The organism is Psychrobacter sp. H27 (genome assembly GCF_059072655.1).
Genome location: NZ_JCACRX010000001.1, coordinates 2,396,259 through 2,421,876, shown reverse-complemented (window position 1 = coordinate 2,421,876; position 25,618 = coordinate 2,396,259). Strand labels below are relative to the sequence as shown.

At 43.7% G+C, this 25,618-nt stretch carries 22 protein-coding genes, 1 tRNA gene and 1 other RNA gene; 7 read left to right on the top strand and 17 right to left on the bottom strand.

Translation table 11 applies throughout. From position 1 onward, the window contains the following. Positions 1–146 precede the first annotated feature (146 nt). Both typA and AC5JPY_RS09920 read right to left on the bottom strand, forming a co-directional pair. Positions 147–1,997 (bottom strand): translational GTPase TypA, encoded by a 1,851-nt coding sequence (typA, locus tag AC5JPY_RS09925; RefSeq protein WP_319051900.1) that lies wholly within the window; start codon positions 1,995–1,997, stop codon positions 147–149. Between the two features lie 343 nt (positions 1,998–2,340). Continuing rightward, positions 2,341–3,522 (bottom strand): OmpA family protein, encoded by a 1,182-nt coding sequence (locus AC5JPY_RS09920; RefSeq protein ID WP_443525451.1) that lies wholly within the window; start codon positions 3,520–3,522, stop codon positions 2,341–2,343. 586 nt (positions 3,523–4,108) lie between these two features. On the opposite strand from AC5JPY_RS09920, the gene AC5JPY_RS09915 reads away from it, so the two are divergent. Beyond that, positions 4,109–4,663, top strand: coding sequence for a pilus assembly FimT family protein (locus tag AC5JPY_RS09915; protein ID WP_443525449.1), 555 nt, complete (start codon positions 4,109–4,111; stop codon positions 4,661–4,663). A 46-nt stretch (positions 4,664–4,709) separates the two neighbouring features. Here the strand turns inward: AC5JPY_RS09915 and recO are convergent, their stop codons facing one another. The 12 genes from recO to coaD all read right to left on the bottom strand — a co-directional run bounded on the left by recO (position 4,710) and on the right by coaD (position 15,273). Continuing rightward, on the bottom strand, positions 4,710–5,486 hold the full coding sequence (gene recO / locus AC5JPY_RS09910) for a DNA repair protein RecO (RefSeq protein ID WP_319051903.1): 777 nt from the start codon (positions 5,484–5,486) through the stop codon (positions 4,710–4,712). 63 nt (positions 5,487–5,549) lie between these two features. Then, on the bottom strand, positions 5,550–6,515 hold the full coding sequence (gene era, locus AC5JPY_RS09905) for a GTPase Era (protein ID WP_443525563.1): 966 nt from the start codon (positions 6,513–6,515) through the stop codon (positions 5,550–5,552). Positions 6,516–6,866: 351 nt separating this feature from the next. Continuing rightward, positions 6,867–7,664, bottom strand: coding sequence for a ribonuclease III (rnc, locus tag AC5JPY_RS09900; protein WP_319051904.1), 798 nt, complete (start codon positions 7,662–7,664; stop codon positions 6,867–6,869). Positions 7,665–7,767: 103 nt separating this feature from the next. Further along, positions 7,768–8,160, bottom strand: a complete 393-nt coding sequence (locus AC5JPY_RS09895) for a DUF4845 domain-containing protein (RefSeq protein ID WP_319051905.1) — start codon at positions 8,158–8,160, stop codon at positions 7,768–7,770. A 126-nt stretch (positions 8,161–8,286) separates the two neighbouring features. Next, positions 8,287–9,189, bottom strand: a complete 903-nt coding sequence (gene lepB, locus AC5JPY_RS09890) for a signal peptidase I (RefSeq protein WP_443525446.1) — start codon at positions 9,187–9,189, stop codon at positions 8,287–8,289. Positions 9,190–9,291: 102 nt separating this feature from the next. After that, positions 9,292–11,091 (bottom strand): translation elongation factor 4, encoded by a 1,800-nt coding sequence (lepA, locus tag AC5JPY_RS09885; protein WP_319051907.1) that lies wholly within the window; start codon positions 11,089–11,091, stop codon positions 9,292–9,294. Between the two features lie 387 nt (positions 11,092–11,478). Continuing rightward, positions 11,479–11,555: transfer RNA gene (locus tag AC5JPY_RS09880), tRNA-Met, on the bottom strand. 121 nt (positions 11,556–11,676) lie between these two features. Then, positions 11,677–12,043, bottom strand: an RNA gene (gene rnpB, locus AC5JPY_RS09875) — RNase P RNA component class A. A gap of 74 nt (positions 12,044–12,117) precedes the next feature. Continuing rightward, the gene (bioD, locus tag AC5JPY_RS09870; RefSeq protein ID WP_443525444.1) at positions 12,118–12,846 is read right to left on the bottom strand and encodes a dethiobiotin synthase; all 729 of its coding nucleotides are present in this window, start codon (positions 12,844–12,846) and stop codon (positions 12,118–12,120) included. A gap of 2 nt (positions 12,847–12,848) precedes the next feature. Then, entirely contained in the window at positions 12,849–14,177 is a 1,329-nt protein-coding gene (gene bioA, locus AC5JPY_RS09865; RefSeq protein ID WP_443525561.1) for an adenosylmethionine--8-amino-7-oxononanoate transaminase, read from the bottom strand. A gap of 61 nt (positions 14,178–14,238) precedes the next feature. Then, positions 14,239–14,487: a YfhL family 4Fe-4S dicluster ferredoxin gene (locus AC5JPY_RS09860; RefSeq protein ID WP_201568453.1), complete on the bottom strand. Its 249-nt coding sequence runs from the start codon at positions 14,485–14,487 to the stop codon at positions 14,239–14,241. 267 nt (positions 14,488–14,754) lie between these two features. Continuing rightward, positions 14,755–15,273 carry a pantetheine-phosphate adenylyltransferase gene (gene coaD / locus AC5JPY_RS09855; RefSeq protein ID WP_443525441.1) on the bottom strand — a complete coding sequence of 173 codons (519 nt, stop codon included), beginning with the start codon at positions 15,271–15,273 and terminating at the stop codon, positions 14,755–14,757. A gap of 251 nt (positions 15,274–15,524) precedes the next feature. On the opposite strand from coaD, the gene smpB reads away from it, so the two are divergent. Next, positions 15,525–16,001: an SsrA-binding protein SmpB gene (gene smpB, locus AC5JPY_RS09850; protein ID WP_057758370.1), complete on the top strand. Its 477-nt coding sequence runs from the start codon at positions 15,525–15,527 to the stop codon at positions 15,999–16,001. Positions 16,002–16,159: 158 nt separating this feature from the next. Here smpB and rarD read toward each other — a convergent pair whose 3' ends face one another. Then, complete coding sequence (gene rarD / locus AC5JPY_RS09845) at positions 16,160–17,185, bottom strand: EamA family transporter RarD (RefSeq protein WP_443525440.1); 1,026 nt, start codon at positions 17,183–17,185, stop codon at positions 16,160–16,162. Between the two features lie 240 nt (positions 17,186–17,425). On the opposite strand from rarD, the gene AC5JPY_RS09840 reads away from it, so the two are divergent. Continuing rightward, positions 17,426–17,893, top strand: a complete 468-nt coding sequence (locus tag AC5JPY_RS09840) for an Lrp/AsnC family transcriptional regulator (protein WP_443525438.1) — start codon at positions 17,426–17,428, stop codon at positions 17,891–17,893. 146 nt (positions 17,894–18,039) lie between these two features. Next, positions 18,040–18,789 (top strand): YidX family protein, encoded by a 750-nt coding sequence (locus AC5JPY_RS09835; RefSeq protein WP_493852391.1) that lies wholly within the window; start codon positions 18,040–18,042, stop codon positions 18,787–18,789. A gap of 153 nt (positions 18,790–18,942) precedes the next feature. Here AC5JPY_RS09835 and AC5JPY_RS09830 read toward each other — a convergent pair whose 3' ends face one another. Together AC5JPY_RS09830 and AC5JPY_RS09825 are read right to left on the bottom strand one after the other, a co-directional pair. Next, the gene (locus AC5JPY_RS09830) at positions 18,943–19,572 is read right to left on the bottom strand and encodes a hypothetical protein (RefSeq protein WP_443525434.1); all 630 of its coding nucleotides are present in this window, start codon (positions 19,570–19,572) and stop codon (positions 18,943–18,945) included. 10 nt (positions 19,573–19,582) lie between these two features. Beyond that, on the bottom strand, positions 19,583–20,899 hold the full coding sequence (locus AC5JPY_RS09825) for an ammonium transporter (protein ID WP_443525559.1): 1,317 nt from the start codon (positions 20,897–20,899) through the stop codon (positions 19,583–19,585). A gap of 478 nt (positions 20,900–21,377) precedes the next feature. On the opposite strand from AC5JPY_RS09825, the gene AC5JPY_RS09820 reads away from it, so the two are divergent. The 3 genes from AC5JPY_RS09820 (at position 21,378) to AC5JPY_RS09810 (ending at position 25,470) form a co-directional block, all read left to right on the top strand. After that, positions 21,378–23,825 carry a YgiQ family radical SAM protein gene (locus tag AC5JPY_RS09820; protein ID WP_443525432.1) on the top strand — a complete coding sequence of 816 codons (2,448 nt, stop codon included), beginning with the start codon at positions 21,378–21,380 and terminating at the stop codon, positions 23,823–23,825. Positions 23,826–24,231: 406 nt separating this feature from the next. Beyond that, a complete protein-coding gene (locus AC5JPY_RS09815; protein ID WP_443525430.1) occupies positions 24,232–24,633 on the top strand; it encodes a hypothetical protein in 402 nt (133 codons plus the stop codon). A gap of 267 nt (positions 24,634–24,900) precedes the next feature. Further along, complete coding sequence (locus AC5JPY_RS09810) at positions 24,901–25,470, top strand: hypothetical protein (RefSeq protein WP_443525429.1); 570 nt, start codon at positions 24,901–24,903, stop codon at positions 25,468–25,470. Positions 25,471–25,618 lie beyond the last annotated feature (148 nt).

Here is a 25,618-nt window from a genome sequence, read left to right as displayed (position 1 = left end):
GTCATTCCATAGATTACTATTGTTAACGGTTTTTTGGGTAGTTTAAGAACTGTCAGCTTGTGAACAAACGATTTATAAACAGATATAAAAAAAGGCTAACGTTACGTTAGCCTTTTTTATTGATTTATTTTAGAGATACTAAAATATTAAGCACCTTTCTTGCTACGACCGTGACGCTTACGCTCACTTTCGGTCAAGTAGCGCTTACGGATACGTACTGCTTTTGGCGTTACTTCAACCAATTCGTCGTCTTGAATAAACTCAAGCGCTTGCTCAAGAGTGAACTTAACGGCTGGCGTCAACGTCAATGCTTCATCGGTACCACTTGCACGTACGTTGGTAAGCTGTTTAGCAGTCGTTGGGTTAACTGTCATATCATCGTTACGAGAGTTAAGACCAACAATCATACCTTCGTAAACTTCAAGCTGTGGCTCAGCAAATAACTTACCACGTTTCTGTAGGTTAAATAGTGCAAAACCTAAGCAAGTACCGTTTGCCATAGAAACCAATACGCCATTAGAGCGACCACCAACATCACCGATCTTTTGTGGACCGTAATGTGAGAAGCTTGACGTCATGATACCGCTACCTGAAGTCAATGTTAAAAACTCAGAGCGGAAACCAATCAAACCGCGAGCTGGGATCGTGGCTTCAATGCGCATACGGCCTTTACCATCAAGCTCCATATTGGTCATCTCGCCTTTACGTAGACCGACCTGCTCCATGATAGAACCTTGATGCTCTTCTTCAATATCGAAAACAACGTTTTCGTACGGCTCTTGTAGCTTACCATCAACTTCTTTTACGATAACTTCTGGACCTGATACGCCCATCTCGAAACCTTCACGGCGCATATTTTCGATAAGTACAGATAGATGAAGCTCACCGCGACCTGATACCTTAAATTTATCAGGAGACTCAGTATCTTCTACACGCAATGCCACGTTGTGAATCAACTCACGCTCAAGACGCTCACGAATATTACGTGACGTCACAAACTTACCATCACGACCAGCAAACGGTGAGTTGTTTACTTGGAAGTTCATCGATACTGTAGGTTGATCAACCGTTAATGGTGGTAGTGCTTCAACATTATTAGGATCACAGATGGTATCAGAAATATTTAGTGCATCGATACCAGTAATACAAACGATGTCACCTGCCTGCGCATCTTCGACATCGATACGATCAAGACCATGATAACCCATAATTTTCAGGATACGGCCATTACGTGTCTTACCATGTTTATCGATAATAGTCACTGGCGTGTTGAGTTTAACTTTACCACGCTGGATACGACCAATACCAATAACACCAACAAAGCTGTTGTAATCAAGGCTTGAGATTTGCATACGGAACGGAGCATCAGCATCAACTTGTGGAGGCTGTACAACATCAACGATAGTCTTGAACAGTGGGGTCATGTCATCAGCTAGATCATCTGCTTCTAGACCTGCAATACCATTCAATGCCGACGCATAAACAACTGGGAAATCAAGCTGTTCGTCATTAGCACCTAAGTTATCAAATAAATCAAAGATTTGATCCATCACCCAGTCAGGGCGTGAGCCAGGACGGTCAATTTTATTGATAACAACAATTGGTTTTAGACCTTGCTCAAATGCTTTTTGCGTTACAAAACGAGTCTGAGGCATTGGACCATCAACAGCATCAACAACTAGCAATACGCAGTCAACCATTGACATTACACGCTCAACTTCACCACCAAAATCGGCGTGACCTGGGGTATCAACAATGTTAATACGGTATTCAGTTTCTGAAGTCTGATCTGTCCAGCGGATAGCTGTGTTTTTAGCCAAAATAGTAATACCACGTTCTTGCTCAATATCACCTGAATCCATTGCACGTTCAGCGATGTTTGCACGATCACCAAAAGTACCAGATTGATGTAATAATTTATCAACCAAAGTTGTTTTACCGTGGTCAACGTGGGCAATAATTGCAATGTTACGCAGGTGTTTGATATCGTTCGCCATATAAAATGCTCGTGTCGTCTTAAAAAAATGCAGTAGCAATAAGCGCCGCTGGATAAACTCTTATCATCAATCAGATAGATATTAAAATCTAGATAACACAATATAAGTACTATCAAGAAATTCAATATAATCAAATATCTATGCCGATAAATTCATCGTACAGATAGCTATGCTAATGTACATTCTGTCAATTTACAGAATGTTTGGGTGGCTAGTATAACATTATTGATTCATAAATTTATGAAATAACTTACTTTTCTCAATTCACAAATAAAAAAAAGTCACCCATTAGGTGACTTTTTTTGTAACCGTATATTTAACTATACAGCTGATTAGCTAATACTTATTGAACAACCATATCTTTAGTTTGCTCAACAGTCATAGTTTTGTCACCAGTGATGATGGCATAAACACGACGGTTCATAGCACGACCTTCTTCAGTGTCGTTTGATGCGATTGGGTTGTCATAACCGTAGCCAACAGTTGATAGACGGTTTGGAGCAATACCGAATTCGTTGGTTAGCATAGATTTAACAGCAACGGCACGAGCTTCAGATAGACGTTGGTTGTAACGTGCTGAAGGACCAGTCTTAGAAGCATGACCTTCTACACGAGCTGTAGAGTTAGGATACTCACGCATCTTCTCTGCTACTTTAGCGATTTCTGGCTGGTATTGAGCTTTGATAGCTGATTTGTCGTTGTCAAAGAATACACGTAGTTCCATTTTCAGCTCGTCAGTAATATCTACTGGTACTGGGCAACCGCGTTCATCAACTACTACATTCATTGGAGTGCCTGGGCATGCATCCATGCTATCAGGTACGCCATCACCATCAGAATCAAGGTCAGCTTCAACAACAACTACTGGAGTAGTATCAACCATTGGCTCTTGCATTGGTGGTACTGCTACTGTAGGTGCTAAATGACCACCAAGTACAACTTCTAGACCGGCCAAGGCCATGCCTTCCCACCAGTTGTTATCAAAGTTGTGGATTGCACGAGCTTCACCACGTAGGCTTAGTGCATCGTTGATACGATACATAGCACCTAGACCTAGGTTACCGATAGTGTCTGTAGTATTTGCGACTTTGTCACCAGCACTGTTTTCAATGTCAAGTTTAGACTGACCAGCACCAACTAAAACATATGGCTTTAATGCACTATCAGTATAACCAGTAAACTCTTCAGTACCGATTAAGAAGTTACCAGAAATCATTTCTTGTTCTGCATCAAAGTTATCAGAACCATTTTGACCAATAGCATCAGTATTAGATACACCATACTCTACTTGGAACTGAGTAGAAGGAGTAAGCTCGATACCCAATGCTGCACCAGTATATAAGCCGTCTTCTTTGTAAAAACTATTACTATCTTGGTTGCTTTGCAACAGTTCAGCTTGATCATCATCAGCGCCTTCGCTGTAATGATAACCTAGTAATAGTGGGCTGATAGTTACACCAGCATTAGCTGCTAAAGGTGCCGCTGTTACAGCGAACAGTGCTAGAGCGATTTTATTCAGTTTCATGGACTTCCTCCAAAGGATAATTTTAGTAATGCATTAAGCAAAACCGATTCTCAAGACGTTTTCTTTAAAGTAGACATCTTTTACACATTTAAGTTACAGAGCAAAACTAATTAAGAAGCAGCTTAGCGATTATCAATTCAGTTTACAACGTTTTTCGTTAACGAGCTACACATTATTACACGATGATGTTGCAACTAAAACACAATCCATTGCCTAAGTTACTCAGAACTAACACACCTTACGAATTTTATCTATTGCATGTGAGTTCGCGGTAGGTATTGATAAGACCACACCTATCGTTTGAACATATTTTATTACAATTTATAATTTTTCTCTATGTTTAATATGGATAATTCACTAATTGAAACATTTTTTGACAGTAGATATATATTCTGTTTATATTAGGACAATCAACATTGTTCTAGGCATAAAGCAAATTTGTCAATGTACCCGGTTTGTACACTAACTTTAACTGTGATATTTAACTGCATCACTCGACAATCTCTAAGCATCGCATTTGGTAGAAGCTATAGGACAGGCTAGATCATTTGTTAAAATAACTGAATACTATAGGACATAGCAGGTTATGAAATGGCGGCATAAGATATCATCAGGCAGTAGTCGAGGCTTCACTCTAATTGAATTGATGGTGACTATTTCAGTGCTGGCTATTGTCACTGCTGTAGCAACGCCAAGTATTTTGACACAATTAACACGCATGGAAGCAAACCGTGTTAAAAGCCAGCTGGAAAACACACTATCTCTGGCTAAAGCTGAAAGTTATATCAGTAGACAAGATATAATAGTTTGTTTGTCTAAAAACGAAAAACGATGTCATAAAAATGGTGATAAAACGCTTCTGGCGTTTGTAGATAAGAACGACAACCAACGTTTTAATCCTAACGTAGACACTTTGATAACCAAACAGTCTCTGAACCTGAAATACAGCACGGTAAAATTAAGAGCAAGCAACCGTCACTACACTAAGTTTTGGGGAGATAGCGGCAAACCTCGAGGACACTTCGGACATATCAAGTACTGTCCCACCTCTTCTTACAACCAGACAATGTACCAGATATCATTCAACCAAGCAGGTATTGTCAGATACAAACCTAACGCAGACCATCCTACTGGTTGCTAGCATGACGAAAGAGCTCATGCTGACTATATGACTTGAAAGAATAAATTCACTGATAACGCTGCTGCTGTTGCCATAGTAGCCGACTTTGTAATGGTTGATAGTCAAGTAAATGATCTATCAGATGCCGATGAAGCTTTGACCAATTGTTTAGTGTCGTCTCAACAATACCAAGATGTGCCATTTCAATAATATCCACACCTTTGAGAACCGTTTGGCTAGTACTACTTTCCAAATGCTCAGATTCAGTATCGTTTTGTGCAATAGGCAGTAGACCTACATCAGGTAAAAACCGATAAACACCATCAGGCTCAATATTATCTTCGACATTGTCATGTGTTAGCGTTAACGTAAAACCAAGCTCATTAAACAGATGCTTTTCAAATTGGCGCAAACATAGGCGTAGCTCATTAGCACTCAAGGACTGCTTGAGGCGCTCTAAACTGGTTTGATAATGTTGCCACAAAATAGGCATTGGATCTTCGGTAGGTAACAGCCGCCACAGTATCTCATTAAGATATAACGCTGCATATTGGTGTTGACCATTGATATTGGCGTAAGGTACTGCTTGTGAAGTCTTGGCAAAACTACCTTCTAATGCACTATCTGTTTGAGTGACCGTTTGCGAGGTGATATGAATTTGACTGAATGTCTTTAAATCGCGTTTACCCGTCGCAAAAAGTTGCAAAGGCATAAATAGCGGTGCGCCTTTTTTCCCAATACCATGAATCACACCATGCTGCTGAGAAAAAAGATAATACAATGCACGCTTTTCTTGATAAGGTCGCTGATGTAATAAATAGCCAATTAACGCTTCGTTACGCATCGTTTATCACCTCAGCATTTAATATATGGGTAGCAGTATTACCGCACTACCCTTTAATCGCTATCAATAGCCCAAGCTGGTCAATGCACGTTCGTCATCAGACCAACCACGTTTTACTTTGACCCATAATGTAAGCATAATCTTCTTATCGAACAGCTGCTCCATATCTTTACGCGCATCCATACCGACTTGCTTGATGCGTTGACCTTTATCACCAATGACGATAGCTTTTTGACCACCGCGCTCAACAAATATAGTCGCATCAATAAAAGTACATGCTTTACGTGGACGTCCTGTTTTTGGATCAGTATGCGCAGGTTCATCTTTAAAAGCGTCAATCTGTACGGTCAAGTCATAGGGTACTTCATCACCTGCACTACGCATGATTTTTTCGCGGATGATTTCACTAGCCAAAAAGCGCTCTGAGCGATCAGTGATCTGCTCTGTATCATACATAGGTGCGGCAATTGGCAGATGTGAAGCAATGACTTCTTGCAGACGATCTAAATTTTGGTTTTTGAGCGCAGATACTGGAACAATATCAGCAAAATCGAAACTTTCATTGAAGGTTTCAATAAGCGGTAACACACTGCCTTTGTCTTTTAGCGTATCCGATTTATTAATCACTAGTACGACTGTCAAATTGGTTTCACCAAGTTTTTGCAACGTCAGCAAATCATCATCACGCCATTGATCTGAGTCAACGACAAATAATACGAGATCAACATCCACCAAAGCAGACACTGCTGCTTTATTCATGCGCTCGTTAATCGCACGCACCTCATTACGATGAATACCTGGCGTATCAACAAACACAGCTTGCATTTCATGGTTCGATAAAATGCCATGAATACGGTGGCGAGTCGTTTGTGGCTTACGTGAGGTAATAGATAACTTTTGACCAAGCAAATGGTTCATCAACGTTGATTTGCCTACGTTTGGACGTCCAACAATCGCAACATAACCTGATCTGAAGTCATCAGCCATGCGAGCATTGTTACTTGGTGCAAAAAACTCTTCGATTGCCATATCATTGTCTACTGTGACATCTTCTACGTTATCACTATTGCCATCAGTAATTTCGATATTGTTTTGGTCTAAATCAGTATCGGCTTGTTCGACCATGTCTTGAGGGTTGTTTTTTTCATTTGATGGCAAATCAGTACGATTGCTCATAAGGTATTCCTATAGGGGTTGTATCTGGCCAAATATCGTTTGATAGCTTGCTTATATCGTTGCTATTGGCTATCGGCCAGTAATATTTAAAGTTTTAAAACGATTGATAGGTAAGGTGGTATTAAACAGTGCCTTTCAAGGTATCCTCGCTTGAAAACGACACTCTGCAGTTAAAATATTTTTGCGGACATCGATAAACATTCACTAAGGACGCTTTTTGGCTGATCCTGGAAGTTTATGTAGCTGATTGATCATAAGCTCTGCTGCTTTTTGCTCAGCAATACGGCGACTTTCACCAGATTCAGTAATATCAGGACAGTTGTTAATATTGACGTGACAGCGTACCACAAAGATCTGATGGGGAGCATTACCACGCGTTTCCATCAGCTCATAGTTTGGCAAATCAAACTGCTTCGACTGTAGCCACTCTTGCAAACGGCTTTTGGCGTCTTTTAATGCTTTTTGGTCGTTGACGTTATCGATCAAATCTCCATACCATGACAGCACGCAGTTTCTAGTAATATCCATATCATGACTGTCTAAGTAGATAGCACCAATCAATGACTCTACTGCGTCAGCCAGAATAGAAGCGCGATTGCGACCACCACCTTTACGCTCACCTACTCCTAATATTAGATGGTTAGACAACTCCAAGTTTTGTGCAATGATAACCAGTGACTCTTGGCGTACAAGCGTGGCACGCATACGAGTGAGACGTCCTTCATTCTGATTAGGATAACGATGGTATAGCGCTTCGCCCACAATCATACCCAACAGCGCGTCGCCTAAAAACTCTAAACGCTCGTAGTTTTTTTTGCTGTCAAATGAGCGATGTGTCAATGCAAGCTTTGGGAGGCTTAAGTCATTAAACACATAGCCTAACTTACGCGTCAATACCGCTAACCGCTGAATAAATTCTGAGCTAACAACAAGCGTGTCGACAGACGTGCTATTTTTTTTGGGAGTAGGAACCGCTTGGGAATGTTGCGAAGTTGGTTTCATGCGTGGCTTGTGGTTATCCCTTCTGTTTTACAGATTTAGTTTAATAAAAGTATACGTTGGGCAATATCAAGAGTATAAAAGTACTGTGCTGGATTGCTGCCGCTTACTTTGCTTCAGCCATATCAACATTGCCTTCGAAACGATTGACAATATCAACATTGCTAAAAAAATTATTGGTTACTTCGTATTTTTTATGAATAGCCAATTGGCCTGTTTTTTTGTCGGTAAAAGTAAATACTTCTTCTGCCTTGGTATCATAATCAGCATTGATAGACAGCTGTTTATTCACACGCTCAACGAACTGCTTAGCTGTTTCATTATTATTGTTGGCTACTTTTAGCTCTGCGCTCAAAAGCTTTGTTAACTGATAGTCACCAATTTGAGCAGGTAGGATAGCTACCATAAGCTTCAGAGAAATACCCAGCACCATAATAATGAGAACGATATTGGTCACACTAGCACCGCGCTGCGTGGTCAAACCAGATAACTGCTGCATTATGATATTCCTCTATGGGTAAATAACTGTTTTTGATGGCTACTTATCAGACAGTCATCGATTGGATAGCAACGATATTAGCATAAAACTATTATCTATAAATCAACCAATAGAGCACTCACAATGTTAATCAATAGTACCATTACGCTCAAAGGTCGGTAAATTTAGTCCAGGTGGTTTATGCATCCATATGTAGATAGCTTTGCCTGCTAGGTTTTCATCAGGAACAAATCCCCAAAATCGACCATCTGCACTACGATCGCGGTTATCACCCATCACAAAATACTGACCTTCTGGTACTTCAATACGCCACTCTGTGCCTTCCGAATCAACCACTTCTGGCGATTGTTGTTGTAAAAAAGGCGCGTACTGTGCGCTGTTCATACCATCTAAATAGCGAACTAAGTGCTTATTGTCACCTTGCGTTTCTTGAAAGTACGTTGCTGCGTCTTCTTCTTGCTGACCCATTGCAGCCGCACTCTCTTCAGTGAGCACTTGACCTGGACCCATCTGCCCTGGCAGATAGAGCTGTGACGTCAATTCAGCATTTGCATCAAAATCGATAGGCGTCGTATCTACAGGAACATCATTGATAGAAATCGTACCCTGACTGTAGCTGACCGTATCACCAGGCAAACCAATCAAGCGTTTAATATAGTAGATGCTTGGGTTTTCAGGATAGCGGAAAACCACCACATCACCATGCTCAGGCTCACCTGTATCCACAACTTTATTATAAGTCAGTGGCAAACGGACGCCATAAGCATACTTGTTGACTGCAATGAAGTCACCCGTATACAACGTTGGTACCATAGAAGATGATGGAATATTAAAAGGCTCAACCAAAAACGAGCGTACAACCAGTACCACGGCCAAAACAGGGAAAAAGTCATAAGCCCAGCGTACCAAGAGGCTTTCTTGACCTCGTCCGCGAGTTTTACGTTGCTTGAGCGCAAGCTTATCTAACAGCCATACAATCCCTAAGCCTATAGTTAACGGTACTAAAATTAAATTAAAATCAAAATCCATACCAAATTACCTATTAACACGCTGCCTGTATAGCTGCTTTGACGATAAGACTAACGACGTTCAACTGTGATGTACCAAAACTATAGTGGATAACGCTAGCGTTTAGCTATCTACTTGCAGGACAGCCAAGAAGGCTTCTTGTGGAATTTCCACATTACCCACTTGCTTCATACGTTTTTTACCCGCTTTTTGCTTAGACAGCAGCTTTTTCTTACGCGATACATCGCCGCCATAACACTTAGCCAATACGTCTTTGCGCATCGCTTTTACGGTACTACGACCGATGATCTGACTACCGATAGCCGCCTGAATAGCCACATCAAACATCTGACGCGGAATCAGCTCTTTCATTTTAGTCACGAGCTGGTTACCACGGAAACGCGCTTGATCTTGGTGTACAATCATCGCCAAGGCGTCAACTTTATCGCCATTGATTAGTACGTCGACTTTAACCAATTTATCAACTTGATAACGATCAAAATTATAGTCCAGTGATGCAAAACCACGCGAGACTGATTTTAGACGATCAAAGAAATCCATGACCACCTCGCCCATCGGAATATCAAAGATAATCTGAACTTGCTTGCCCATAAAACGCATATCGACCTGTACACCGCGGCGCTCGATACATAGCGTCATGACATTACCTAGGTAATCTTGCGGTACTAGAATCTGACAGCGCGCAATCGGCTCACGGAACTCTTCTATATTGTTCGGCTCAGGTAGTCTTGATGGATTATCAACATAGATAACCTCGCCGCCTTTCTTTTCGATCTCATAGATAACAGACGGTGCAGTGGTGATCAAATCCAAGTTATACTCGCGTTCTAGACGCTCTTGGATAATCTCCATGTGTAGCATACCCAAGAAGCCACAACGAAAACCAAAGCCTAATGCATCTGAGGTATCCGGCTCAAAAAACAACGACGCATCGTTGATTTGTAGTTTCTGTAGTGCTTCACGGAACTTTTCAAAGTCGCTAGAATCTACTGGGAACATCCCTGCATATACTTGCGGGGTAATCTGTTTGAAACCTGGAATACGATCGACGTCAGGCGTTTTAGAATGCGTAATCGTATCGCCTACTGGGGCGCCAGCGATGTCTTTGATACCCGCAATGATAAAGCCCACTTCGCCTGCTTCTAAGACGCCAGTATCGACAGGCTTAGGGGTGAATACACCGATAGAACTCACGGGATGAGCATCGCCGGTCGATTTGATATAAATCTTATCGCCCTTTCTTACGGTTCCTTGGCGTACGCGTACTAGCGATACTACGCCCAAATAGCTATCAAACCATGAATCAATGATAAGTGCTTGCAGAGGTGCTTCGCGGTCGCCAGTCGGTGCCGGAATAAACTCAACCAGTGCTTCGAGCAATTTATCAACACCAAGACCAGATTTCGCTGAGACACGCGGTGCATCTACTGCATCGATGCCGATGATATCTTCAATCTCTTGAATAACACGCTCAGGCTCTACTTGTGGCAAGTCAATTTTGTTGAGGACTGCCATTACCTCTAGACCTTGGTCTACTGCTGTGTAGCAGTTGGCAACCGACTGTGCTTCTACGCCTTGAGCCGCATCAACGACCAATAGCGCGCCTTCACAAGCCGCCAACGAGCGCGATACTTCATATGAGAAGTCAACGTGCCCGGGCGTATCAATAAAGTTCAGCTGATAGCGCTCACCATTTGGGTGATCATAAAACAGCGTTACCGACTGTGCTTTGATGGTAATACCGCGCTCACGCTCAATATCCATCGAGTCGAGCACCTGCGCCTGCATCTCTCGATCTTGCAAGGCACCGCACATCTGAATAAAACGATCGGCAAGGGTCGACTTACCATGATCAATGTGGGCAATGATTGAAAAGTTACGAATATTGGCTAATGCAGTCACAAAGCGCCTACTAATTTAAGGGTGATAGAATAATGAAGCTAAAGAACAGATGCGGTCAGGTACAATTGGAGATACTTGTGCTTCGTTGAGAATTAGATGTCTCAATCCAGTCAATTTTACTAATGTCGTCGCCTACTATACAAAGCCAAGCACATTAACTCTTATGCATACGCATGAAGGAGTATTCTAGCAGTTTTCGACCACAAAGTAAGGCGATTTTAGTAGTAGAGAGACGATTTATCAATGGTTTAAGATTGACTGATAATCGGCAAGAGATATTTAACTAAGCAGTGACGTCTAGAAACTTTTGAGACAAGACATTATTTGAAGCAAAAAAAAACCAATCTCAAAGGATTGGCTTTTTGATATTGCAAGTACTGCTATATATGGTGGCGATGAAGAGACTTGAACTCTTGACCTCACGATTATGAGTCATGCGCTCTAACCAGCTGAGCTACATCGCCGTTTTAGGCTGCACATTATGCCCAAGCTGTTGACTGCCGTCAACCCCTAATGGGCATTTTTTGCAAAAAAATGAATGTAATTCAGATTAATTGCAACGATTACTACCACAAACAATAAAAAAGGTTTGGTAAACCGATAAGCCGGGTTCTGTCGTGGACGATCATTCCTCTAGGCGTATCATCGCTAATACGCTCAAGCAACCTACCCGCATCGAACGCGGGCCGCGCCATGCCGATGCCTATTTGGTCTTGCTACGCGTGGAGTTTACCATGCCGTGAGATGTTGCCATTCACGCGGTGCGCTCTTACCGCACCCTTTCACCCTTACCGATAATACCCTAAGATACTAAAGGCGGTCTACTCTCTGCTGCACTTGTCGTCAAGTTACCCTGCCCAGCCGTTAGCTGGCACGCTGCCCTATGTAGCCCGGACTTTCCTCCCCTGCTCATCTGTTGCCAGTGTGCAGCGGCGATCGCCTAGTCTACCAAGCGCGCTAGTATAGCAAACTTATAAGGGCATGCGACTATCTTTTGAATTTATTTTCAAAGACAGCACAAATAACTTAGATAAAATCTTTTGGTAAAGACAAACAACAGTCGCTCGATATTGTATCGGTGCTAGCAATTTCTATATACGGGAGCTGCAACCAATGCGCCTTAGGATAATGATGAGCCAAATAGGCTTGTAAAAAATCAATGGTACTGTTTGTAATCTCAGCATCCGTTTGCTCAGCATCGTCATGAATGTGATTATAAATTATACTATGCACCGTTAATCCGCGCGATTTTATGGCTTCTAAACTCAGTAACGTATGATTAATACTACCTAACCGACCGGAGGTGACCAAGACAATAGGATAGTCTTGCTCCGCAATATAATCTAAGGTCAATAATTCAGTAGTAATGGGAACTAATAAGCCGCCTGCTCCTTCTAATAACACCATACCGTAATCGGCTTGCAATGCTTTGGTGGCTTCAGTAATCATCTGAATATCTAGGGGCTGGTTTGCCAATGCAGCAGAAAGATGCGGTGAGGCAGGTTTCTCGTAGCGATAAGGACAGGTGGTAAAATCTAAATCACAAGGCTGCAGCGGAATCTTCATCAACTTGCGGTGGCTTAAGATATCATCTGCGATGCCTAGTTCGCCATTTGCTTGTTTACTGATGCCTGTTTGCACCAGTTTCTGTGTCATGACATTTACACCTTGCTGCATCAACGCTTTAGCAAGCAGTCCGGTAGCATAGGTTTTACCGATATCGGTATCAATGCCAGATACAAATAGCACGCTCATGGTCAACCTCGATTTTCTAAATACGTACGCACCACTTTTAGGAGTGCTTGGCATAAGGTAGTCAGCTCGTCATCAGTAATCACATAAGGTGGCATGATGTACACCAGCTTACCAAACGGTCTAACCCAAATACCATTATCAATCAATAAGGATTGAAAAATGGGCATATCGACCGCGTCATGCAACTCAATCACAGCAACTGCGCCCAAACAACGAACCTCAGCAACACCTTCTAATAACGCGGCAGGCGCTAATTGCTGTTCCATAATAGTCTGCATGTTTGCGGTACGCGCTTCGATATCATAAGACAGGATCAAATCAATAGATGCACATGCCACTGCACAAGCCAGTGGATTACCCATAAAGGTTGGACCATGCATCAGCGCTGGATAATTACTATTATGAATGGTATCGGCAATATGACGAGTACACAAAGTTGCCGCAAAGGTCATATAGCCACCCGTCAGCGCTTTGCCAATGGTCATGATATCAGGGCTGATGCAAGCATGTTCACACGCAAATAATTTACCACTACGTCCAAACCCAGTGGCAATTTCATCGGCAATCAAGAGCACATCATGCTCATCACACAGTTGACGCAGCAATTGTAGATATTCAGGACTATAAAAACGCATTCCGCCTGCGCCCTGAATAATTGGCTCAATGATAAATCCCGCCAGCTGCGCACCATACTCGACAAAAAACTGAGCTAATGATTCATGCTCATCTACTGTCAATGCGCGATCTAAGCCAAGCGGCGGTGCTGGAACAAAATGCTGCATCGGTAATTGCTTGCCATACAGGCTGTGCATACCATTAACAGGATCGCAGACACTCATGGCATGCCACGTGTCTCCGTAATACCCTGAATGGGTTGACGCAAACTGCTGCTTGAATGGACGCTTAGCAGCCACTTGATATTGCAATGCCATTTTTAGTGCCACTTCTACGGCAATACTGCCACTATCTGCATAAAAAATCGCATCAAGTCCAGCAGGTACAATATCGAGTAGCTTTTTGCCAAGATCGATCGCTGGCTGATGGGTCAACCCACCAAACATCACATGCGCCATTTTACTCAACTGCTGGGTCAGCGCTTCGTTTAGCTTGGGATGATTGTAGCCATGGACGCTCGCCCACCATGACGACATGCCATCGATCAGGCGTGTGCCGTCTTCAGTGATGATATAAATGCCTTCAGCGCGATCGATTACGATATTAGAATAAGTGGGTGGCAGGCTGGCATATGGATGCCAAAGATGTCGCTGATCGAACTCACTTGCTACTTGAATTGGTTTGGTGGTTGTTGTTTGCGTGGTTGTTGTTTCCATGGTCATCGTGGTGTCCCCAAAACGTTGTAAATCCAAACGTCATCAATCGCTTATCAATGTTTTATTGACCCGTAATTCGCTTGTATTTAGACAATAAATCACTCTCTGTTTCGATATGATTGGGATCGTGAGGGATACAGTCAACCGGACAGATCACCACGCACTGTGGCTCGTCAAAATGTCCGACACATTCTGTGCATAAATCTGGGTCGATGACATAGATATCATCGCCTTCTGAGATGGCCTCATTGGGACAAGCGGGCTCACACACATCACAGTTGATGCACTCATCAGTGATTAATAGTGCCATAAACTGCTCCTTATATTTTTACTCGTATTAGGGCTTGTCCCTAATTCAAACGTTTATCACTAAATGGGCTAAAAATGGCTAAATCTTTGACAAACGGCGTCAAATAACTGGGCAATATCTCGGTATTGTCTGCACTATTTTTCTTGTTTGTCTGCGATTTGTCTAATTTTTATCACTATTTTTAGAATAGGGACAAGCCCTATTCCTATATGGCTGCTCCTTACTGTTTTAGCAAGTGCTAGCAGCTTATCTTTAATGCAGCGTCTTTTATTTAATATTTAGCTTTTTGTCGAATGCTTGCAAAACACAGGGCGGGACGAATTTATTAACATCACCGCCAAGCTTGGCAATCTCACGAATCATGGTAGACGAGATAAACGAGTAGTTCTGAGATGGGGTCAAAAATACTGCTTCAAAGTTTTCGTCTAGCTCGCGGTTCATATTTGCCAGTTGAAACTCGTACTCAAAATCTGACATCGCCCGTAATCCACGCAACACTGCCGTAGCGTGCTTTTCGCGCATGAAATCGACAAGCAACCCTTCAAAGCCAATCACAGAGACTTGCGGTAAGTCCGCAAATACGGTTTCGACCAAGGCGACCCGCTCTTCAAAATTGAACAGGGGCTTTTTATGATGCCCTGAGGCAACCGCGATTACGACCTCATCAAATAGCTTGACGGCGCGTGTAACCAGATCCACATGACCATTGGTAATAGGATCAAAAGTGCCAGGATATAGGATTTTGGTATGTAGCTTTGAGGAGTTAGAAGAAATAGAGTGGCTCATAGCATGACTGATATAATCGGTGATATTAGGCCATATGCTAGCAAATTTTGCTCAAACTTAATACTTATCTGCTACATTTGTCCTAACAGCTGATTTACCTTTTCACTAGAGGCTTTGATACAATAGGCGGTTCGACTCATCTGTCTTATTATCTAAGTAAAGTTTAAGACTATATATTGGATTAGGATGAGGAATTAGTAGGACTGATCAGATAAGGCGCTCGCATGTCGGGCAAACCTTATGGAGAAATTATGTCAAAAAAATCAAAAAAACCTGATAATCAGATTTGCGCCAATAAAAAGGCGCGTCATGAGTATTTTATCGAAGAAACCTTTGAGGCAGGACTGGCATTACAAGGTTGGGAAGTAAAAGCCATTCGTGCAGGGAAGATGACGATTACCGAAGCGTACGTCATATTCCGCAATAATGAAGCCTTCCTGTTCGGTGCGCACATTCAGCCATTACTATCTAGCTCAACGCACGTTAGTCCAGACAGCATTCGTACCCGTAAACTGCTACTGAACCGTCGTGAGATTGAAAAGCTATCTGGGGCAATCAACCAAAAAGGTTATGCTTGCGTACCGCTATCTTGCTACTGGAAAAACTCACTGGTGAAATGTCAAATTGGTCTAGCCTTGGGTAAAAAGCAGCATGACAAGCGTAAAACGCTAAAAGATCGTGACTGGGAACGTGATAAGCAGCGCGGCTTCAAACAGCATTTAGATTAAGTGGTATTCAATCTAAATAGAAAAGGACGGCTCAGTAAATATTGAGCCGTCCTTTTTATTGTCCACTGTATATTATTCACTTCTTATGACATCTTATGGCTCATCACCTCTAATGCACACTACTAATTAATAGCTTTTGTAACCATCAACCATCTGCTCTATTGTGCGACCTGCTCATCTATCGACAACGCTGTCTTTCTATTAGCCTGACGCAACTGCCTAACACCATGCGCAATCAGACAGGCAATACCCAACCAAATCAGACCATAGCTATAGATCATCGCTGACTCAAAAGGATTACCCAGCACGGTCACTGCCAAAATAAATAGCAATGCAGGCTCTAGATAGCTCATCATGCCGTAAACATTAACGGGTAGCATTTGACTGGCATCAATATTGGTCTTCATCGCCAAGACGCTGAGCACACCCAATCCTATAAGCATCATGATAAAGAAACCAGAGCCGCTAACCATCACTACACTGTTTGGGGCAAAAAAGAATAAGTAAGCCAAAGCAAAGGGCGCAGATATCGTTAAATCGACCAACAACCCCGTTACAGCACCGGTTCCTTGCATGCGGCGTAAGATGTAATAAATAGGATAAGTACTACACACCCATAGCGTCGCCCAAGAAACACTCTGCGTACGGATAACTTCGCTACCCACACCCAATGCAGCAAAGGCTACTGCCAGCCATTGCAAACGACTGAGTTTTTCGCCAAAAAGCACGCAACCAAACACCACCATCATCAGTGGGAATAAGAAGTATCCCATCGCGGTTTGTACACCTTGTCCATTGACTGGCGCCCACATAAACAACCAAAACTGGCTCAGAAATATCGGTGTAGGCAGTAGCAACCAAGCCCATTGTTTAGCGCCTTTGAGCACTTTCAATTTATCAACGTGCAATCCTAGACGTCCACTCACTATTAAGTATCCGACCAACGCTGCCCACATCGCGAGCATGCGCCAGATGAAAACCTGCGTCCCTGATAATGGCGCCAAAAAACTGCTATACGCATAGAGGACGCCAAATAGCACATTGGATAATATGGCAAAAGACACCCCTAATATCAGAGTGCGTTGCTGTGTGTTACCTACCGTCCAAATCGCAGCTAATGGCAAACGTGCAGCAGTCGTTGCTAGCGTATTAGCGAATACATTGGAGAGCATTGAGATAGACATGATAAGCACCGTAAGTATTGATAGACAGTAAAGACCCAACCGCTTACTCTCATTTTTGAGTAGCTCTGATTGATATGGTCTATTTTACTTAATTGTTTTGAGATATTATCTCTATATAAACAAATAAATGAATAAAATTATCATATTCATGGTATATAAATTATTATTTTCTTATATTAGTATTTTTAGTGATAATTTTTATAAAATCATTAAATTCTCTGCTATTAAGGATATCCTGAGATGAGTTATATTTTAGATAATACTGATAAAGCTATTTTGAACTTGCTGCAAGATGATGCGACATTACCGCTTAAAACTGTCGCAGAGCGAGTGCATGTGTCTATTGCAACGGCTCAGCGGCGTATACAAGCACTCATAGATCATGATGTAATTAGCAAACAAGTCGCCATCGTCAATCCTGACAAAGTAGGCTACGGTCTGACAGCGGTGGTCATGATAGAAATAGAGCGCTCTAACACCTCAATGCAGCATCGGTTTGAGCGACTGATGGACGCACAATCACGTATCATGAGCTGTTATGAGGTTTCGGGCGATTTTGATTTTATGTTGATGGTCAATGCCAAAAATATGAGCGACTATCATCAGTTCACCCGCAGCTTACTGACGTACGAAAACAATGTCCGTAATTTTAAAAGCCAATTTGTGATGAACTTTACCAAGAGTGGGACGAAAATTACGTTGGACTGATAACCCCTATCTGTCTAACGCGATGGTGTTTCTTATAAATTCTGGTGACAAGTAGATAAGTGGTCGCTAATCCCTGTACGATATAGTAAAAGTTAGATAAGCAGTAAAATATCGATGGTTCATTCTATAGACAAGGACGCCTACTCATGACTAACGACACAAACTCTACTGGCACGGATATGCATGCCACACAAAAATCACTGCGCCCAAAAGCAATACTAACAGGGGCTTTGTTCGCGACAGCACTAGCCAGCTCAGGCTGTGCTACCAGCTCATTGCTTGACAGTGGCAAGTATGTCACGACTAATACAGAAAAACAGATACTCTCTGAAGATCAAATCATAGCCTTTGGTCGCCCAGCGCAGGCATTACCCAAAATGCCAAACGCCACGATGGTGATCGTGGGTGAGAAGAACAGTTACGTACTCACCCAAGGTGGGACTGAGATGGTGAACTTACTGAGTAATCTGACACAAAAAAACATTCAAGTTGATAATGACATGAGCTTTTATGTACCGAACAACGATGGCTATTTTCAAGGGGAAATGAAGCTGTCTTATGCCAAACTAAAGGATGAGTTTGGGCGCGCGGATTATCAGTTCTTTTTGCAAAACAATGGTAAAGAATGCACCTCAGCGAGCGATCAACGTATCAATGCTCAGCGCTTTTGCTTCAGCGTGCCTGTGAAAGGAGCTATCTATCCGCAAGTCAGCAATTTGGGGCTCATTCAGTCAAAGTATCGCGCCTTGACCAAACCTTATACCGTAAGCTTCTATACACAGACTCAGCAAGATGTCGTCACTCGTAGCGGTCCAAATGGTGCACAAAAGCTAGTATTGCTACCCTTTGCCCTCGCCTTCGATGTCGTTACTTTCCCGCTTCAGTTATTAGATTAAATAGCTAACTATTAGACTACTCATCGTCTAGTATCAAGTTTCAAGGTGCGTTATGAAAGCTCCATAATGAAACTACGTCATGAAAGCCACGTTATAAAAGGCACGTTATCGACAGGTACTCCATACTCAACCGTAACGCGCCCAATTGGTCTATTAAAACAACTTCTCGACGACTGCTTTTGGATAACTTTGCTTGGTCGTTTGTGCGGCTTGGAACAATATCTCATCTGCCTCAACAGGTCCTGCAACGTCGCACAAGCAAACGTAAGCAAGCTGAATCAAATTATTGAGAAGATACTCATTGTCAGGTATGGATGGACGATCACCGTCCAAAAATGATTTGATATGAATGCTATGCTCTTTGAAGGTGCGCTCTTGCGAGACAGTTTGGTGCATGGTCAAAAAAAAGTTACGACTGTCGATAGTCGTTAGTTGACTGCGAAGCGTCTCCATCACCGTATAAAACGCCAATACCAGCTCAGAGAGAGGCAATGGTACTGGGGTATCGATGGTCTCTTGATGACTGTCGGTCTCCACTATCTGCTCATTGCTCGCTTGCAGCGTATCCCAAAAGCCTTTACGAATCTCAGATTTGTGCGCTTGTAGCTCAGGATAGCGCCGGGTTGCGTCCAACACGCACTGTTGCATCATCTTGACAGAGACCGCCGGATACCGTAGCCATTGCGTCTTCAGCAGTCGTACTTCCTCAGGATGTAAGTATTTTGCCAGCACCTCTGCCATCGCGGATACCGTTTGGTCTACGGATTGAGTATCAGTATTCATCAGCTCTCTCCTATAAGTGACGCTCTGTTAGACTTTTAGCATCAAACATTTGCTTTTGAAACTCAGGGTAACCCAGCTCTGCATGCTCGGTATAATCAAGGCCGCGCTGCTCATGTAAACGGCTCGCCTTTAATCCAAAGCTCAGATCAATCAGCTTATACATGATAAGACCCAGCCCTAATGCCCATACTAAAGCCACACCGACGCCCAGCGCCTGCACGCCCAGCCGTGATAAATTAAATAAATCCCCTGTATAGAATAATCCAGCCGCGAGCGTACCCCATACGCCGCCGAAGCCATGTACGGCCACTGCTGAGACCACATCGTCTATCTTGAGCTTTAGTAGCGCCTGCGTAGACAATATATAGACCACGGCCGCTACGGCACCGATAATAATAGAATATAAAGGCGTCGTTGTGGCACAGCCTGCCGTGATAGACACGAGTCCGATCAAACTGGCATTGACACTATCACTGAGCAAGATTGCTTTGTTCAGTGTCCGAGAGATCAGCATATAGCTCACTACAGCACTGACTGCGGCGACAAAGGTATTAACCGCGATAAGACCGATATCGCCTGTGATAGACAGGGTCGATCCAGCATTGAACCCAAACCAGCCAAACCACAAGATAAACCCGCCTAGCGCCAGTAGCGTCATGTTATGCCCTGCGATCAATCGCGGCGTCCCATCAGGTGCAAAACGGCCCAGTCTCGGTCCGATAACTAAGACACCTGCCAGTGCCAACCAGCCGCCGATAGAATGGACCACCGTCGAGCCAGCAAAATCAATAAAACCACGCTCAGCGAGCCAGCCTGACCCGCCAAAATAGCCGCCCCAGACCCAGCTGGCAAACACAGGATAGATAAACAAACAAATCAAACAAGCCGCTATCGCATAACCGAAAAACGAGACGCGCTCTGCCATCGCACCACTCGCAATCGTCACTGCGGTCGCCGCAAACATCATCTGAAAGAACATCAGTGCCCAGTCCATATTGGACAAGGCAGTTGGCATAAAGTTATCAGTACCCACAAATCCAGAGCTATTGGTGCCCATCATCAGCCCAAAGCCAACCAAATAAAACGCCAAACCACCGATACACATATCGGTATAGTTTTTCATCATCACGTTTACTGCATTTTTTGCGCGTACTGATCCGCTCTCTAGTAATGCAAAACCTGCCTGCATAAAAAACACCAACACCCCAGCCCAGATAATCCAAGCAATGTTCTGGTATTCGAGCAGCTGTGCTATGGTTAGCGTATCTGCCTCAGCAGCTTGTGCGCGGCCCATCGCGCCAAACAATAGCGTACTCAGCATGAGCATATTACGCGGTAATGACCCACATATTTTCTTTGTCACATCTAGCCCAACAGATGATGTTCTCATTTTATCTCCAAACACTTATCCAACCCTTTAAATGTTATCGGTGCACCATTTTCACTCATAGAGGCACACAAATAAGCCCTGATAGAGTCGGAGCAAAACCTATGCCAGAATCTGTGGAGAAAAATTAGAACGGCTAACAAACATGAGAAAATGTGTGAGAAATGGGTTTGTCGCGCTGATGATATTGCTGCTCAGCTTAGGTTATTTTTATCGCTACCCTGCTGTACTGGCGGCTTACTTTGTCACTGCAGTTTATCTCGCGCTATCAATAACTTATCGGCAATCACCCGTCATAGAATAGGTCGCATAGTGAGGTTGATTCATGTTAAAATAAGTGCTTTTACATTCGCCTTTATTATCATTGAGTGATAAGGGACGTATTTTTAGTGCCATTTTCTAATTAACAGGTCCGCCCATGTCTGCCGATACCATCGCCCGCACTGCCTTTAAACAAGGCACCAAGCCACTTTACGATTATGACAAACACTGGGCAAGCTGCTACGAGCCTGCGCCTTATCTACCGATGAGCCGCAAAGAGATGGACGATCTGGGCTGGGATGCTTGTGACGTCATCATCATCTCAGGCGATGCCTACGTCGATCACCCAAGCTTTGGTATGGCAATCATCGGTCGCTTGCTCGAGTCACAAGGCTTTCGTGTGGGTATCATCGCGCAGCCAGATTGGAAGAGCAAAGACGCCTTTATGGAGCTTGGCAAGCCGGTCTATGCTTATGGCGTGACCGCAGGCAACATGGACAGCATGATCAACCGCTATACAGCCGATCGCAAAATCCGTAGCGATGATGCCTACTCTCCTGGCAACGTCGCCAACAAACGCCCTGATCGCGCCGCTATCGTCTATAGTCAGCGTTGCCGTGAGGCCTATCCTGATGTACCGATCATCTTAGGCGGTATCGAGGGTAGCTTACGCCGTATTGCCCATTATGATTATTGGTCAGACAAAGTCCGCCGTAGTATCCTTCTGGATGCGCGTGCTGATGTCTTACTCTATGGTAATGCGGAGCGTGCCATTGTCGATGTGGTACATGGTCTGTCAAAAGGCTATAGCTTCGAGCAAATGAGTAAATTGCGCGGTACCTCTTATCTATTGACTCCGACTCGCCGTCATTGGCAAGCAGGCATGACAGAAGTCGCCAGTAACGATGTCGATACCGTTGGCCGTGTCGATCCTATCATCAACCCGTATGTCATGACCGAAGACGTTGATAGCTGCTCAATTGAGCAGAACAAACCATCAGATTCACCTGTTGGGCAAGCGATGCCGTCATCAATGTCGTCACAGTATCAGGGTTTTGTCGCAGAACCAGTTGCCAATAAAGTTATCAATGTCGATCAAGTCGACGAAGAGACGCAAGTGGTACAAATGCGTGGCTTTGATAAGCCAAAAACCGCCCGTAAGCATAAGATTAAGATGCCGCCACGTGAAGAAACGGTGATTCGTCTGCCTGATTATGAGCACGTCAAATCTGACCCTGTGCTCTATGCCCACGCCAACCGTATCTTGCATTTGGAAACCAATCCGGGTAACGCTCGCGCGCTCGTACAGCGTCATAGTAGCGGTGCGGGTAACTCGCATACCTCTATCGATGTCTGGCTGAACCCGCCACCGATTCCCCTCTCGACAGAAGAGATGGATTATGTGTTTGACTTGCCATATGCCCGCCTGCCACACCCAAGCTATGGCGATGCGCGTATCCCTGCTTATGACATGATCAAATTTTCGGTCAATATCATGCGTGGCTGTTTTGGTGGTTGTACGTTCTGTTCGATCACTGAGCACGAAGGGCGCATTATTCAAAACCGCTCAGAAGAGTCGATCTTGCGCGAAGTCGAAGCGATTCGTGATACCGCCCCTAACTACACTGGCGTGATCTCTGACCTTGGCGGACCAACGGCCAATATGTATCGTCTGAGCTGTAAGGATGAGACTATTGAAAAGAACTGCCGTAAGCCGTCATGTGTCTATCCTGATGTCTGCGAAAATTTGCTGACCGATCACAGTAACTTGACCAAACTTTATCGCAAAGCCCGTGATATCAAAGGCGTGAAAAAAATCCTAATTGCGTCTGGCTTGCGTTATGATTTGGCGGTAAAAGACCCTGAATACGTCAAAGAGCTGGTCAGCCATCATGTCGGCGGTTATCTCAAGATTGCCCCTGAGCACTCTGAAGAAGGCGTGCTATCGAAGATGATGAAGCCGGGTATGGGCAGTTATGATCAATTCAAAGCGATGTTTGAGCAGTTCAGTCAAGAAGCAGGCAAAGAGCAGTATCTGATTCCTTACTTCATCGCCGCCCACCCGGGTACCAAAGATGAAGACATGATGAACCTTGCACTGTGGCTCAAAAATAATGGCTACCGTGCCGACCAAGTACAGGCATTCTATCCAAGCCCAATGGCGACCGCGACCACCATGTATCACACGCACAAAGACCCGCTACACAAGGTTAGCCGTGATGAAGGTGACATGGATATCGTCAAGTCTGGCAAACAGCGTAAACTGCACAAAGCGTTCCTGCGCTATCATGATCCAAAAAACTGGGTGTTATTGCGTAAAGCGCTACAAGACATGGGCCGTAGCGATCTGATTGGTAAAAACCGTGGCTGCTTGATTCCACCATTTAACGCCAGTTTAGAAGGGCGTGACGCGGCGCAAGACAGCTATCAGTCAGCGCGCAAAAAGAACAGTCGCCTAGGTAATGATTCGGTGAAGCGTAGCAACAACGCCTCAAACCGTGCTGGCACAAGCAAAAACGCTGCCGGAAAAAATACCAAGAAAAAAGTCAGTAAAGGCAACTTCCAAACCCAGCATACTGGTCTGCCACCGCGCAAAACCAAGTAGCGTTAACGATATAAAAGAACATGCTCAGTTTAGAGCGTGTTTAGTTAATCAAAAAAGCGTCTATCGACAATTCGTTGATAGGCGCTTTTTTATGAACAAACTTAGCAGTACCACCCACTATAATCGGTGTTTTTGATTTACTGCCTTTACTTTATAGAACATATGCAGTTGGTAGTATTTACGATTAAAAACACCTAGAACTCATGGCACCTAGGGTTAGTAGTGCGCAGGATTAAGGACATCTAGAATCATAAGTTACATTAGTCACGGATTAGGTAACCAAGCTAACAGGTAATAAACAATTTCTAACACTGAAATAGTTCGTTTTCGCTACTATAACCCTCATAGGCTACCTACCTAAATAAATATAATCGAATGACATCAGTGACAAACTCTGGAGAGAACCATGAACATGATAACTAAAATCGCAACCGCCCTACCAGCCCTTGCCCTATTGAGCGCTTGTGCTACGACGGCTCCAGAAACCACTGATACACCCGTCACAGAAAAGGTAACCGCGGCTTATGATCGCATGGCGCCAGCACCCTACACCTGTACTGACGGCAGCAAAATCATGGCAAAGCAATCTATCAATAAAGAGCAAGTCATGGTCAATGCCACATTACCTAAAGTAAAATGGGCAGAGCAGCCAGTCGTCTTGAACGGCGGTATCAAGGGTGACGTTGCAAGCTATGTCAACGACTCAAACCCAGAAGTCATCTATGCATGGCACATGAAAGAAGACAAAGGTATCTTTGCAATGAAATGGGCAAATGGAAAAGAATACAAAGTAAACTGCCAAATCTAGTCCATCAAAGATAAGCAGAAACCTATTAAAAAATAAAGCAGTCACTAGATAGTGGCTGCTTTTTTATACCTGTTTGATCGATAGTTTCGTGACTATGATTATGGCTCTAGGGCTGTGGTTATGAGAACAACTACATCTATCCGTTCCAGCTCTAGCATTAGCTCAAAAACTGGTCACTGACGCTTTTTGCTAGAGAACCATCAAGAAAGCTGTCAAAATAGCAGTTAGAGCAAATCAATGATGATCAGTGATGAAAAGGATAACTCGATGGCTAAGCGTCTGATAAGTATGATGGTAATCGCAACGGCAAGTATGTGGGCGCTGACAGCCTGCGATAACGCTACCGACTCTTCTGTTGATACCACCGACCAAGTAGCGAACAAAGTGGCGACAGCAGATACCGCAGCCGAGCCATCGACATCAGAAGGAAAACCGACTGCCGACACGGTAGACTGGTCACTGGTAGACAACGGTACAAAGCCTGCTGACCCCACCAACTACAAGTATCCGTTTGCAATCGATAGTCAAAACGTCCGAGACTATGCTGAGTTTTTCAAAGTGGATGCGGCGACCTCACAGCACAACCTCACTATCAGCATGGCAAGTAATGAAGCACTGTCTAAAGTCTTGGATCAGCTGAGCGAAACCTATGTCTCACATGAGCTGACCGATGGCAATGAGATGACGCTTATCATTCATACCACGCCCGATATCACTGCCAGCAGCTATGATTATGTGCTGTCTGATGACTTTGCCAAAGGACTGGTATTGCCCATTGAGATCAAACCTGATGGTAAAAAAGGTGAGGCGAAGGCGCATGGGGAAATGGTGGAGTAGAAGGCTAAGATATATCTCATCTTTATATATACGGCAAGGTTTTTATGTAGAAGTCTGGGGTAATGATTCAATTGGGTTTTTTTAGCATTTTTCAGATAAATTAGAGTAGTTTATTTCTCTAGGTGCGCTGAGCGCACCCTACGTTCCA

Excerpts from the sequence above, each read along its gene's own strand:
- typA (WP_319051900.1), bottom strand. The coding sequence starts at position 1,997 with ATGGCGAACGATATCAAACACCTGCGTAACATTGCAATTATTGCCCAC.
- AC5JPY_RS09920 (WP_443525451.1), bottom strand. The coding sequence starts at position 3,522 with ATGAAACTGAATAAAATCGCTCTAGCACTGTTCGCTGTAACAGCGGCA.
- AC5JPY_RS09915 (WP_443525449.1), top strand. The coding sequence starts at position 4,109 with ATGAAATGGCGGCATAAGATATCATCAGGCAGTAGTCGAGGCTTCACT.
- recO (WP_319051903.1), bottom strand. The coding sequence starts at position 5,486 with ATGCGTAACGAAGCGTTAATTGGCTATTTATTACATCAGCGACCTTAT.
- era (WP_443525563.1), bottom strand. The coding sequence starts at position 6,515 with ATGGCAATCGAAGAGTTTTTTGCACCAAGTAACAATGCTCGCATGGCT.
- rnc (WP_319051904.1), bottom strand. The coding sequence starts at position 7,664 with ATGAAACCAACTTCGCAACATTCCCAAGCGGTTCCTACTCCCAAAAAA.
- AC5JPY_RS09895 (WP_319051905.1), bottom strand. The coding sequence starts at position 8,160 with ATGCAGCAGTTATCTGGTTTGACCACGCAGCGCGGTGCTAGTGTGACC.
- lepB (WP_443525446.1), bottom strand. The coding sequence starts at position 9,189 with ATGGATTTTGATTTTAATTTAATTTTAGTACCGTTAACTATAGGCTTA.
- bioD (WP_443525444.1), bottom strand. The coding sequence starts at position 12,846 with ATGAGCGTGCTATTTGTATCTGGCATTGATACCGATATCGGTAAAACC.
- bioA (WP_443525561.1), bottom strand. The coding sequence starts at position 14,177 with ATGGAAACAACAACCACGCAAACAACAACCACCAAACCAATTCAAGTA.
- AC5JPY_RS09860 (WP_201568453.1), bottom strand. The coding sequence starts at position 14,487 with ATGGCACTATTAATCACTGATGAGTGCATCAACTGTGATGTGTGTGAG.
- coaD (WP_443525441.1), bottom strand. The coding sequence starts at position 15,273 with ATGAGCCACTCTATTTCTTCTAACTCCTCAAAGCTACATACCAAAATC.
- smpB (WP_057758370.1), top strand. The coding sequence starts at position 15,525 with ATGTCAAAAAAATCAAAAAAACCTGATAATCAGATTTGCGCCAATAAA.
- rarD (WP_443525440.1), bottom strand. The coding sequence starts at position 17,185 with ATGTCTATCTCAATGCTCTCCAATGTATTCGCTAATACGCTAGCAACG.
- AC5JPY_RS09840 (WP_443525438.1), top strand. The coding sequence starts at position 17,426 with ATGAGTTATATTTTAGATAATACTGATAAAGCTATTTTGAACTTGCTG.
- AC5JPY_RS09835 (WP_493852391.1), top strand. The coding sequence starts at position 18,040 with ATGACTAACGACACAAACTCTACTGGCACGGATATGCATGCCACACAA.
- AC5JPY_RS09830 (WP_443525434.1), bottom strand. The coding sequence starts at position 19,572 with ATGAATACTGATACTCAATCCGTAGACCAAACGGTATCCGCGATGGCA.
- AC5JPY_RS09825 (WP_443525559.1), bottom strand. The coding sequence starts at position 20,899 with ATGCTCATGCTGAGTACGCTATTGTTTGGCGCGATGGGCCGCGCACAA.
- AC5JPY_RS09820 (WP_443525432.1), top strand. The coding sequence starts at position 21,378 with ATGTCTGCCGATACCATCGCCCGCACTGCCTTTAAACAAGGCACCAAG.
- AC5JPY_RS09815 (WP_443525430.1), top strand. The coding sequence starts at position 24,232 with ATGAACATGATAACTAAAATCGCAACCGCCCTACCAGCCCTTGCCCTA.
- AC5JPY_RS09810 (WP_443525429.1), top strand. The coding sequence starts at position 24,901 with ATGGCTAAGCGTCTGATAAGTATGATGGTAATCGCAACGGCAAGTATG.